At 67.6% G+C, this 12287-nt stretch carries 6 protein-coding genes; 5 read left to right on the top strand and 1 reads right to left on the bottom strand.

Annotated elements, in window-relative coordinates:
• Positions 1 to 26: 26 nt before the first annotated feature.
• On the bottom strand, positions 27 to 1268 hold the full coding sequence (locus E5CHR_RS06850) for a glycosyltransferase family 4 protein (protein ID WP_162578992.1): 1242 nt from the start codon (positions 1266 to 1268) through the stop codon (positions 27 to 29).
• A gap of 86 nt (positions 1269 to 1354) precedes the next feature.
• Between E5CHR_RS06850 and E5CHR_RS06845 the strand changes: the two genes are divergently transcribed.
• From E5CHR_RS06845 to coaE, 5 genes are all read left to right on the top strand, one after another.
• A complete protein-coding gene (locus E5CHR_RS06845; protein ID WP_162583600.1) occupies positions 1355 to 7333 on the top strand; it encodes an alpha-2-macroglobulin family protein in 5979 nt (1992 codons plus the stop codon).
• Between the two features lie 380 nt (positions 7334 to 7713).
• Positions 7714 to 9447, top strand: coding sequence for a type IV-A pilus assembly ATPase PilB (pilB, locus tag E5CHR_RS06840; RefSeq protein WP_162578991.1), 1734 nt, complete (start codon positions 7714 to 7716; stop codon positions 9445 to 9447).
• Positions 9448 to 9462: 15 nt separating this feature from the next.
• Positions 9463 to 10686 carry a type II secretion system F family protein gene (locus tag E5CHR_RS06835; protein WP_162578990.1) on the top strand — a complete coding sequence of 408 codons (1224 nt, stop codon included), beginning with the start codon at positions 9463 to 9465 and terminating at the stop codon, positions 10684 to 10686.
• The gene (locus tag E5CHR_RS06830) at positions 10686 to 11651 is read left to right on the top strand and encodes a prepilin peptidase (protein WP_162578989.1); all 966 of its coding nucleotides are present in this window, start codon (positions 10686 to 10688) and stop codon (positions 11649 to 11651) included. Before E5CHR_RS06835 ends, E5CHR_RS06830 begins: the two co-directional genes overlap by 1 nt.
• Complete coding sequence (coaE, locus tag E5CHR_RS06825; RefSeq protein ID WP_162578988.1) at positions 11609 to 12250, top strand: dephospho-CoA kinase; 642 nt, start codon at positions 11609 to 11611, stop codon at positions 12248 to 12250. Before E5CHR_RS06830 ends, coaE begins: the two co-directional genes overlap by 43 nt.
• Positions 12251 to 12287 lie beyond the last annotated feature (37 nt).

Here is a 12287-nt window from a genome sequence, read left to right as displayed (position 1 = left end):
GCGATCCCGGCGGGAGCTTTCGGTGCTTACGCCAGCTTGCGGATGGCGTCGATCACGACCTCGCTGTATTTCTTCCAGGTGTAGCTCGCCGCATGCTGCACGGCGGCCTCGCTCATGGCCGGGAGTTCCTGCCGGTTCTGGTTGAACCAGGCGAGCTTCTCGGCGATCTTCTCCGGGGAGCGGATCGGCACCAGGAAGCCGGTCTTGCCCTCGATCACCAGGTCGTCGCCGCCCGTGTTCGGCGTGATCACGATCGGCAGCCCCTGGCTCATCGCTTCCTGCATGACCAGCGCGCGTCCCTCGTAGAGCGAGGGCAGGCAGAACACGTCGCAGCTGCGCATCAGGGCCAGCACCTCGGCATGAGGGCGCCCCTTCTCGTGGGTGAAGTCGGCGTATTGGCCGCGGTAGAAGGCGGGCTCGTTGAGCAGCGAGCCCATCACGACCAGCTCGATGTTCTCGCCCTTGAGCAGGTGCATGGCCTGGAACAGGTCGCCCAGTCCCTTGCGCTGCCCCATGGAGCCCACGAAGAGCACCCGCAGCGGCTTCGAGGGATCGGCCGCCCTGGGCGAGGCCGCGGCCGCCGGCAGCGGCGAACCGAAGGGCGAGAGCACCCGCGCCTTTTGCCCGGCCCAGGCCGGCAGCGAGTCGGCCACGAAGCGACTGGGCACCACCACCAGGTCGGCCAGTTCCAGCTCGCGCGCCTTGCGCTCGAGCTTGGCCGGCGAATCCGACATGCCGCCGCCCATGGCCTCGACCCACGCCGGCAGCCGATCGACTTCTTCTTCCATCAGCTTGCGGCCCACCTCCCAATAGGAGATCGGCAGGTCGTACACGCATTTCACCCCCAGGGGCTTGGCGGCCTTGAAGGTGTCGAGGGCGGAGTCCTCGTAGGTGTAGACAGCGCCAACGCCGAAGCGGTCATGCAGCCGCGGCAGCGCGCGGGCGCTGAAGCGGTCGAAGTCCTGAAGCACGCCGTCGATGGAGGCGAAGCCCTCCTCGTGCCGCAGCCAGTAGTTCCAGCCGGCACGGGAGCAGACCGCCCGCGCCAGTTCGCGCCAGGGGTGTTGAAGGATCTTCTCGCGCGGGATGTTGAAGCGGCGCCGCAGCAGGTCGCGGCTCAGGCCCTGGGGCACGAGCTTCAGGGCGACGTTGTCGGGCTCGACGGCCACCGTGGTCGCAAAACGGGCAAGCATGCCGGCGGCTTCCAGCCCGTCGAGCATGGCGCGCACGTTCTGGTTGCCCGCGGGATGGCTGAACAGCAGTTTCATATCGATCGATCATAGTGGACGCCTATGGCGTGCCGGAGTTGCGCTACGCTGCGCCACCTAAGGAGAAGCTGTTGAAAACGAGAACAATGACGCAGACCTTCGCTGCCGTCGCGGCGGGCCTGTGCGCCCTCGGCGCGCATGCGCTGCAGATCGCCAGCCTCTCGCCACAAGGTGAAGTGGCTCGGATCCGCCAGGTGGTCGCCAAGTTCGATCAGGCGGCCGTCAATTTCGGCGACCCCAAGGCCCCTGCGCCGCTGTCGGTGAGCTGCAATGATGCGCAGGCCGGCAAGGGCACCGGCCGCTGGACCGGCGAGAAGCAGTGGGTCTGGGACTTCGAGAATGATCTGCCGCCCGGCGTGCGCTGCACGGTCACGCGGGTCGCCGGCTTCAAGTCAGCCTCGGGCGCCGAACTTGCCGGGCCCGAGCGCTATCAATTCTCCAGCGGCGGCCCCTTCGTGCGCAGTTGGCAACCCAGCTACGGCAAGATCGACGAAGAGCAGCAGTTCATGCTCGAGCTCAACGGTCCGGCCACGCTGGAGAGCGTGCGTGCCGGCGTCTGGTGCCAGGCCGACGGCGTGGGCGAACGCATCCCGGTCCGGCTGGTCGAAGGCGAGCAGCGCCGGGCCTTGCTGAAGGCATTCGGCCGCGACAAGGAGGCGGAGAAGACGCCGCTGCGCTTCGTCACGCTGCAGTGCAACCGGCGGCTGACTGCGGGCGGGCGCCTTCAACTGGTTTACGGCAAGGGTGTGGCCACGCCCTCCGGCGTGGCCAACGCAGTCGAGCGGCGCCTGAGCTTCGAGGTGCGCGAGCCCTTCGCCGTCTCCTTCACCTGCGAACGCGAGAACGCGCAGTCGGCCTGCCTGCCGCTCAAGCCGCTGGTGCTGCAGTTCAATTCGCCGGTGGCGCGCAAGCTGGCGGCGCAGATCACGCTGCAGGGCGGCGGCAAGACGATCAAGCCGAAGTTCGACGATGAGAACACTTCCAGGGATGATGACGCGGTGGTCGATTCGGCGAGCTTCCCGCCGCCGTTCGCCGAACAGACGCCCTTCACGATCGTGCTGCCGAGCAAGTTCGAGGACGCATCGGGACGGTCGCTGGCGTCGCCCGACAGCTTTCCGCTGAAGGTCGCGACCGGCGCCATGCCGCCGCTGGCCAAGTTCGCGGCCTCGCCTTTCGGCGTGGTCGAGCGCCTGGCCGAGCCGGGCGGCACGGCGCTGATGCCGGTCACCGTGCGGCGCGTGGAGCCCGCGCTGCAGGTGCAGGCGCTGACGCCCGGAAAGGTCAGCGACATGAGCCCGAGGACCGACGCGGACATCATTGCCTGGTTCCGCAAGGTGCGGCGCTACGACGGCAACTACACGATCGCGCGCTCGCAGGCGGCTCGCGACGTGAAGGGCGCGCTGCCGAAGGTGATCGACAAGGACGATCGCGACCACGTGCAGACCCGCATGGTGTCGCTGCTCGGCGGCCAGTCCGGCGTGAAGACCCTCGACATGCCCAAGGCCGAGGGTGGGGATCCACGGCCCTTCGAGGTGGTCGGCATCCCGCTGACGCCCGGCTTCCATGTGCTGGAGATCGCATCGCAGAAATTGGGTGACGCGCTGCTCGACGAGCGCTACGGCGCCGGCCGCACGATGTACGTGCGAACCACGGCGCTGGCCACCAACCTGGCAGTGCACTTCAAGCTGGGCCGCGAGAACGCGCTCGCCTGGGTTACCACGCTCGACAAGGGCAAGGTGGTCGCCAACGCGGCGGTGCGCGTCTCGGACTGCAACGGCAAGGAGATCGCTGCCGGCACCACCGACGCGCGCGGGCTGGTGCGGCTGGCCGGCATCGCACCCACCCCGCCGAGTTGCTCCAGCGAGGAGGACTACAGCGGCGACGCCTACTTCGTGAGCGCACGCGCCAAGGACGAGGCTGGCGTCGAAGACCTCGCCTTCACCTGGAGCGACTGGCAGCGCGGCATCGAGCCCTGGCGCTTCAACGTGCCCACCAGCCTGGAGCCCGAGCCTGACCGGGTGGCGCACACGGTGTTCGATCGCACCCTGCTGCGAGCCGGCGAGACCGTGTCGATGAAGCACCTGATCCGCACCCAGACGAGCGGCGGTTTCGGCCTGCCGAAAACCCTGCCCGACACGCTGGTCGTCACGCATGTGGGCAGCGGCCAGCAGTTCACCCAGCCGCTTGCATGGCGCAAGACCGCGACCGGCGGGCAAAGCGGCGAGAACACCTTTTCCATTCCGCCGGCCGCCAAGCTGGGCCTCTACCAGGTCGAGCTGCGCAACGGCAAGGGCAGCAGCAGCTCCAACGCCGCCGGCGAGGGCGAGGACGGCGGCGAGCGCAGCTACGGCACCGGGCAGTTCCGCGTCGAGGAGTTCCGCCTGCCAGTGCTCGAGGGCCGCATCGCGCCCGCGGAGAAGAAACCGCTGGTCGCTGCAACCTCGCTCCCGACCGACGTGCAGATCAACTACGTGGCCGGCGGCGGCGCCGTCAACCTGCCGGTGCGGGTGTCGGCGGCGGTGCGGGCCAAGAGCCTGTCGTTTGCCGACTTCGACAGCTTCAGCTTCGTGCCGCCGCGCAACGTGGGGCTGGCGGCAACCGATGCCGAGGAATCGGATTCCGCGGCGCAGGAGCTGCGCGTGGTGGCCGACAAGCTGCCGCTGACGCTCGACAAGGCGGGCGCCGGCAAGCTCACGATCGAGAAAATACCGCTCGCCAAGGCGACGCCGCGCGAGCTGCTGCTCGAAGCCACCTATGCCGATCCCAATGGCGAGGTGCAGACGCTGCGCAGCGTGCAGACGCTGTGGCCGGCAGCCGTCATCGCCGGCATCAAGACCGAGGGCTGGGTCTCGACCGGCCAGAAGCTGAAGTTCCAGGCGCTGGCCCTGGACCTCACGGGCAAGCCACGGGAGGGCGTGACGCTGAACGTGCGCGCCATCGCGCGCATCACCACCACCAGCCGCAAGCGCATGGTGGGCGGCTTCTACACCTACGACAACAAGACCGAGGTGAAGGAGATCGGCACCGTCTGCAGCGGCAAGAGCGATGCGCGTGGCTTGCTGCTGTGCGAGGCCGAGCTCAAGGAGGCCGGGCAGGTCGAGCTGATCGCGAGCGCCACTGACGCCGAAGGGCGCGACAGCCGCGCCGCGAGCTCGGTCTACGTCACGCGGCAGGGCGAGCTCTGGTTCGGCGGAGAGGACCACGACCGCATCGACGTGCTGCCCGAGAAAAAGAACTACCAGCCCGGCGAGACCGCGCGCTTCCAGGTGCGCAGCCCGTTCCGCTTCGCCACCGCGCTGGTGTCGGTCGAGCGTGAAGGCGTGATCGAGACGCAGGTGGTCAGCCTCGACGGCAAGGATCCGACCGTCACGCTGCAGGTCAAGCCCGAATGGGGGCCGAATGCCTACGTGAGCGTGCTCGCGCTGCGCGGCCGGCTGCGCGAGGTGCCTTGGTACAGCTTCTTTACCTGGGGCTTCAAGGCGCCGCGCGAATGGTGGACCGCCTTCTGGTACGAAGGCAAGGAATACGTGGCGCCGACCGCGTTGGTCGATCTGAGCAAGCCGGCATTCCGGCTCGGGCTGGCCGAGATCCGCGTCGGCACGCAGGCCCACCAGCTCGACGTGAACGTGGCGAGCGACAAGCCCAGCTACCCGGTCCGAGGCAAGGCGCTGGTCACCATTTCGGCCCGGCTGCCAGACGGCAAGCCCGCAGCGGGCGCCGAGGTGGCGCTGGCAGCGGTCGACCAGGCCCTTCTGGAGCTGATGCCCAACGACAGCTGGAAGCTGCTCGAGGCGATGCTGCAGCGGCGCAGCTGGGGCGTCTCCACCTCCACCGCGCAGATGGAGATCGTGGGCCGGCGGCACTACGGCCGCAAGGCGGTGCCGGCCGGTGGCGGCGGCGGCAAGGGGCAGACGCGCGAGCTGCTCGACACCCTGCTCCTGTGGAACCCCGCATTGGTGCTCGACGCCAACGGCCAGGCCCAGGTGACGGTGCCGCTCAACGACGCGCTGACCACGTTCAGGATCGTGGCAGTGGCGGATGCCGGCACGGGCCTCTTCGGCACCGGCCAGGCGTCGATCCAGGCCACGCAAGACCTGCAGATCATCAGCGGCCTGCCGCCGCTGGTACGCGAAGACGACCAGTTCCAGGCCCAGATCACGCTTCGCAACACCACGCAGAAGGCGATGAAGGTCGAGGCGACGCCGCGCGCCACGATCCTGACTCTGGAGCCGAAGACGGTTGACATCCCGGCCGGAGAGGCCCGCGAGCTGGCGTGGACGGTGACTGCGCCAGCGCAGCTGGCGCAGACGCGCGCCGAGGCGCTCCTGTGGGAGATCGAGGCCAAGGACCAGATCGGCGGCGCGCGCGACGCGCTCAAAGTGCGCCAGCGCATCGTGCCGGCGGTTCCGCTCACGGTGCAGCAGGCCACGCTGGTGCAGCTCGACGGTCCGTTCACCCTGGACGTCGCGCCGCCGGCCGATGCCCTCCCCGGCCGCGGAGGGCTCAAGCTGTCGCTGCAGCCGCGGCTGGCCGAGGGATTGACCGGCGTGCGCGACTGGTTCGCCGCCTATCCCTACGCCTGCCTGGAGCAGAAGACCAGCAAGTCCATCGGGTTGCGCGATGGCAAGGCCTGGCAGGCCGTGGTCGCGCAGCTGCCCGGCTATCTCGATGGCGATGGCCTGGCCAACTACTTTCCGCCACGCGACGGGGAAGCCAACCGCGGCAGCGACATCCTGACGGCCTACCTGCTCGCCGCTGCCCACGAGGCGGCCGCGCTCGACCCTGCGTTTGCGCTGCCGGATGCCACGCGCGCGCCGATGGAACAGGGCCTGATCGCCTTCGTCGAAGGCCGCATCCAGCGCGCGTTCTGGAGCCCGCGCAAGGACCTGGACGTGCGCAAGCTCGCGGCACTGGAAGCTCTGTCGCGCTACGGCAAGGTACAGGGTCGCATGGCCGGGAGCATTGCCATCACGCCCAACCAGTGGCCGACCAGCGCGGTGGTCGACTGGCTCAACATCCTCAAGCGCGTGCCCGACGTGCCGCAGCGGCAGCAGCGCCTCGATGAGGCGAACAACGTGCTGAAGGCCCGCCTGAGCTATCAGGGCACGAAGCTGATCTTCAGCACCGAGCGCGACGACTACTGGTGGTGGCTGATGGCCAACGGCGACGTCAATACCGCGCGCCTGCTGCTCGCGGTGCTGGACGATCCGGCATGGAAGGAAGACATCGGGCGGCTGGCCAGCGGCTTCATCGGGCGCCAGCAGAAAGGCGCGTGGCATACGACCACGGCCAATCTGTGGGGCGGTCTGGCGCTCGAGAAGTTCTCCAGGCAGTTCGAGAACACACCGGTGACCGGCATCACCGCCGCCAACCTCGGCAATGCCAAGGCGCAGGTGGACTGGAGCAAGGTCGAGCGCGTCAAGGCCAGCGACCCGGCCGGAGCGCCGAACCAGACGACTGCCTTCGGCGCCCCGGCCGCCCCCGGCAACCTGCGCAACAACGCCATGTTCCTCACCTGGCCTGCCGGCTCGGCAGTGGCACGCGACACCCTGCTGGTGACGCAGAGCGGCAGCGGCAAGCCGTGGCTCACGCTGCAGTCCGTCGCGGCCGTCCAGCTCAAGGCGCCTTTCGCCGCCGGCTATGCGATCAGGAAGACCGTGACGCCGGTGGAACAGGCGCTCAAGGGCATCTACACGCGCGGGGACGTGCTGCGGGTCAGCCTGGAGGTCGACGCCAGCGCCGACATGACCTGGGTCGCGATCACCGATCCCGTCCCGGGCGGCGCGACCATCCTTGGTAGCGGCCTAGGCCGCGATTCCCAGATCGCAACGCAGGGCGAGAAGCGCTCGGGCCCTGGCTGGCCGGCTTTCGAGGAGCGCAGCTTCGAGGCCTTCCGCAGCTACTACGAGTACCTGCCCAAAGGCACGGTGAAGATGGAGTACACGGTGCGGCTCAACAACGTCGGCGAATTCACGCTGCCGCCCAGCCGGGTGGAGGCGCTCTATGCGCCGGAAATGTTCGGCGAGCTGCCCAACGAGCGACTGAAGGTCGAGGCGGCGAAATAGCCGGAAGGGCTGGCTCTTCCCGGTGACCCGGCGGATGATGGAAACGGCGCGTGGTGGGACGGTACTCACTGGTCGCCGTCCACTTCCAGGGGTTCCCCCAATGAGCAAGCTAAACTGGCGCTTCGTTCCAACGCTGGACAAAGTGTCGGAGTCAGCAAGGTCCGGCAGACCTCTGGAATTTCCGGGAGGTCCGCCAAGCACTGGTGCCGGCCCTGGCGACCCGCTCGAACGAAGCCGCAAGCTGCTCGCGTTCATCTGGCCAGCCTTTTCGGCTGTAAATGCACGATACCCCGTCCGCGTGTCGAGGGTCGCGGTTTACAGCCCAGGGCCGATCAGCGATGATCGTGAAGCTTTTTCACGTCTTGTTACATTCACACTGAATGGCCGCCGCTGACCCTCTCGCCAAAGAAAGCGCATCGATCGCCCTCCCCGGGCTGGCGCGCGCCTTGATCTCCGCCGGCAAGCTGCCGGTGAGGACCGCGGAGGAGATCTATCAGAAGTCGCTCAGCGGGCGAAGCAGCTTCATCGCCGAGCTGACCGGCACCGGCGCGGTGTCTGCGGCGGATCTCGCCCACACCCTGTCGAGCGCGTTCGGCGCCCCCCTGCTCGACCTTGACGCCGTCGATTCCCAGCGCCTGCCCAAGGACCTGCTGGATTCCAAGCTGTGTCAGGCCTACCGGGTGGTGGTGCTCAGCAAGCGCAACAACCGTCTCATCGTCGCAACAGCCGACCCGTCCGACCAGCAGGCGGCGGAAAAAATAAAGTTCGCGTCCCAGATGGGCGTGGACTGGGTCGTTGCCGAGTACGACAAGCTCTCGCGCATGATCGAGGCGGCGGCGGTGAGCGCCGCCGAAACGATCGACAGCATCGTCGGCGCCGAGTTCGAGTTCGACGACTCCTCGATCGCCGAGAGCGCCGAGGCGAACGAAGCCGCGATCGCCGAGGTCGAGGATGCGCCGGTCGTCCGCTTCCTGCACAAGATGCTGCTCGACGCCTTCAGCATGCGGGCGTCGGACATCCACTTCGAGCCTTACGAGCATCAGTACCGCGTGCGCTTCCGGATCGACGGCGAGCTGCGCGAGATCGCCACGCCGCCCACGGTCATCAAGGACAAGCTGGCTTCGCGCATCAAGGTGATTTCCCGGCTGGACATCTCCGAGAAGCGGGTGCCGCAGGACGGCCGCATGAAGCTCAAGATCGGCGCCGACCGGGTGATCGACTTCCGCGTCAGCACCCTGCCCACGCTGTTCGGCGAGAAGATCGTGGTGCGTATCCTCGACCCGAGCAGCGCGCGCCTGGGCATCGATGCCCTGGGCTATGACGCCGACGAGAAAGAGCGGCTGATGCAAGCCATCGGCCGCCCCTACGGCATGGTGCTGGTCACCGGGCCGACCGGCTCGGGCAAGACGGTTTCGCTCTACACCTGCCTGAACCTGCTGAACAAGCCGGGCGTCAACATCGCCACGGCCGAGGACCCATCCGAAATCAACCTTCCCGGGGTCAACCAGGTCAACGTCAACGACAAGGCGGGTCTGACCTTCGCGGCGGCGCTGCGCGCTTTCCTGCGCCAGGACCCGGACATCATCATGGTCGGCGAAATCCGCGACCTGGAAACCGCCGACATCGCGATCAAGGCCGCGCAAACCGGCCACCTGGTGCTGTCGACCCTGCACACCAACGACGCACCGACCACGCTGACGCGGATGCGCAACATGGGCATCGCGCCCTTCAACATCGCCTCCAGCGTGATCCTGATCACCGCGCAGCGGCTCGCGCGCCGGCTGTGCACCGTATGCAAGGCGCCAATCGAGGTGCCCAGGGAGGCGCTGCTCGAAGCCGGCTTCAAGGACCGCGACATCGACGGCACCTGGAAGCCCTACAAGCCCGTCGGCTGCCCGTCCTGCAACGGCGGCTACAAGGGCCGCGTGGGCATCTACCAGGTGATGCCGATCTCCGAGGAAATCCAGAAGATCATCCTGCGCGATGGAAGCGCGCTCGAGATCGCCCGGCAATCCGAGGCCGAGGGCGTGCGCTCGCTGCGCAGTTCCGGGCTGCGGAAGGTCATGCAGGGCCTGACCTCTCTCGAAGAAGTGCTCGCGGTCACCAACGAATAGAGAAGCGGACATCGAATGGCAACAGCAGCAGCATCCCGGACGGCGCTCAAGGAATACGTCTTCGAGTGGGAAGGCAAGGACCGCAACGGCAAGGTGGTGCGTGGCGAAATCCGCGCGGCCGGCGAGAACCAGGTCCAGGCCGCGCTGCGCCGCCAGGGCGTGCTGGCCTCGAAGATCAAGAAGCGGCGGATGCGCTCGGGCAAGGCCATCAAGCCCAAGGACATCGCCATCTTCACCCGCCAGCTGGCAACCATGATGAAGGCCGGCGTCCCGCTGCTGCAGGCCTTCGACATCGTGGGCCGCGGCAATGCCAATCCAAGCGTTGCCAAGCTGCTCAACGACATTCGCAGTGATGTCGAGACCGGGACCTCGCTGTCCGCCGCCTTCCGCAAGTTCCCGAAGTACTTCGACAACCTCTACTGCAACCTGGTTGAAGCCGGCGAGGCCGCCGGTATTCTGGAAGAGCTGCTCGACCGCCTCGCCACCTACATGGAGAAGACGGAGGCCATCAAATCGAAGATCAAGTCGGCGTTGATGTATCCCACCTCGGTGGTCGTCGTGGCCTTCGTGGTGGTCGCGATCATCATGATCTTCGTGATCCCGGCCTTCAAGCAGGTGTTCAGCTCCTTCGGCGCCGACCTGCCGGCACCGACGCTCATCGTGATGGGAATCAGCGAGTTCTTCGTCGCCTATTGGTGGCTGATCTTCAGCGTGATCGGCGGTGGTCTGTACTTCTTCTTCCAGGCGTGGAAGCGCAACGAAAAGGTCCAGCGCTTCATGGACCGCCTGTTGCTGCGTGTGCCGATCTTCGGCACGCTGATCGAGAAATCCTGCGTGGCCCGCTGGACCCGAACCCTCGCCACCATGTTCGCGGCGGGCGTGCCGCTCGTGGAGGCCCTCGATTCGGTGGGCGGCGCGTCGGGCAACACCGTATACGCAGACGCCACGCTCAAGATCCAGCAGGAAGTCTCGACCGGTACCAGCCTGACGATGGCCATGACCAACGCCAACCTGTTCCCCTCGATGGTGCTCCAGATGACCGCCATCGGCGAGGAGTCCGGCTCCATCGACCACATGCTGGGCAAGGCTGCCGACTTCTACGAGTCGGAGGTCGATGACATGGTCGCGGGCCTGTCGAGCCTGATGGAGCCGATCATCATCGTGTTCCTCGGGGTGATCATCGGTGGCATCGTGGTCTCGATGTACCTGCCTATCTTCAAGCTCGGCCAGGTCGTCTGATGCTGCTGTCGCAGGGGCTCGACGCCGCGCTGGCCGGCGTGCTGGGGCTGCTCGTCGGCAGCTTCCTCAACGTGGTGATCTACCGCACGCCGATGATGATGTACCGGCAGTGGCTGGCCGAGGCCGTAGGCAACCTGATGAAGGTCGAGGGCGTGCCCTCGTTGTGGAGCCTGGTGTTCGGGCCGAAATCGAACACGCCCCCCCGGCTCGAGGCAGCCGCCGGCGAAGCGGCCCAGGCGGTGGACGCCCTCCCTCCCTTTGGCCTGGCCCGGCCGGCGTCGCGCTGCGGGCACTGCGGACATGCGATCCGCTGGTACGAAAACGTGCCGGTGCTCAGCTACCTGTTCCTGCGCGGACGCTGCAGCGCCTGCAAAGCGCCGATCAGCCCCCGCTACCCTCTGGTAGAACTGGTCACCGCGGGGCTGTTCGCGCTGTGCGGGTGGCGCTACGGGTTGTCGCCCGCCGCAGCGCTGTGGGCCGCCTTCGCCGCGCTGCTGGTCTGCCAGTTCCTGATCGACCTGGATACGCAGTACCTGCCGGACTCCCTCAACTATGCACTGCTGTGGCTGGGCCTCATTGGCGCGGCAGCAGGCTTGACCGGCGTGCCGCTCGCCTCGGCGGTCTGGGGTGCGGTGTTCGGCTACCTGAGCCTCTGGCTGGTCTATCACGCCTATCGGCTTGCGACCGGCAAGGAAGGCATGGGCTACGGCGACTTCAAGCTGCTGGCCGCGCTCGGCGCCTGGCTGGGTGCCGACTATCTCATCGCGATCGTGCTGGTCTCGTCCCTGGTGGGGGCCATCCTCGGCAGCCTCCTGCTGCTGCTCGGCAAACTGGCGCACAAGGATGTTCCGATCTCCTTCGGCCCCTTCCTGGCGGGCGCCGGGCTCGTGTGCCTCGTCGCCGGGCCCGATACTGTGCGGCAATGGATCCCCTTCGCATTTCCCCTGGGCGCCCTGATGGGCTGAGCCTGCGCATCGGACTGACCGGCGGGATCGGCAGCGGCAAGAGCACGGTCGCATCCATCCTGGTCGCCGATGGCGCAACACTGATCGACACCGACGCCATTGCGCGCGCCATGACCCAGCCGCGAGGCGCCGCGATGCCGGCCATCGAGGCCGTCTTCGGGCCCACCGTCGTCGCTGCGGACGGCAGCATGGACCGCGCCCGCATGCGCGAGCTGGTGTTTGCGGACCCTGCGGCAAAGCAGCGGCTGGAGGCTATTCTTCACCCCGCGATCGGCATGGAATGCGAAGCCCAGGCAGCAGCGGCCGCCGGCCGGGGGTTGATCGTCTTCGACGTGCCCCTGCTGGTCGAATCGAGGCGCTGGCGCGCTTTGGTCGACCGCGTGCTGGTGGTCGACGCCACCGAAGAGACCCAGTTGCAGCGCGTGGTCGCGCGCTCAGGCTGGAGCCCCGAGGCGGTGCGCGCCGTGATCGCCCAACAGGCTCCGCGCAGTGCACGCCGGGCAGCCGCGGACGCGGTGATCTTCAACGAGGCGCTCTCGCTGGAGGAACTTGCGGCCGAGGTCCGCGCTCTGTCCTGGCGTCCGGCTGCCCAGCGATAATCCAAGGTTTGCTGCCTCGGCGGCGGCTCCTCCATCG

This window comes from Variovorax sp. PBS-H4 (assembly GCF_901827205.1).
Lineage (GTDB): Bacteria > Pseudomonadota > Gammaproteobacteria > Burkholderiales > Burkholderiaceae_C > Variovorax.
Note: the sequence above shows the minus strand (reverse complement) of the source record. Positions and strands in the feature narration are given on the sequence as shown.

What these genes read in the sequence shown, in the direction of transcription:
- E5CHR_RS06845 (WP_162583600.1), top strand. Translation starts at nt 1,355, where the DNA reads ATGACGCAGACCTTCGCTGCCGTCGCGGCGGGCCTGTGCGCCCTCGGC.
- coaE (WP_162578988.1), top strand. Translation starts at nt 11,609, where the DNA reads ATGGATCCCCTTCGCATTTCCCCTGGGCGCCCTGATGGGCTGAGCCTG.
- E5CHR_RS06830 (WP_162578989.1), top strand. Translation starts at nt 10,686, where the DNA reads ATGCTGCTGTCGCAGGGGCTCGACGCCGCGCTGGCCGGCGTGCTGGGG.
- E5CHR_RS06835 (WP_162578990.1), top strand. Translation starts at nt 9,463, where the DNA reads ATGGCAACAGCAGCAGCATCCCGGACGGCGCTCAAGGAATACGTCTTC.
- pilB (WP_162578991.1), top strand. Translation starts at nt 7,714, where the DNA reads ATGGCCGCCGCTGACCCTCTCGCCAAAGAAAGCGCATCGATCGCCCTC.
- E5CHR_RS06850 (WP_162578992.1), bottom strand. Translation starts at nt 1,268, where the DNA reads ATGAAACTGCTGTTCAGCCATCCCGCGGGCAACCAGAACGTGCGCGCC.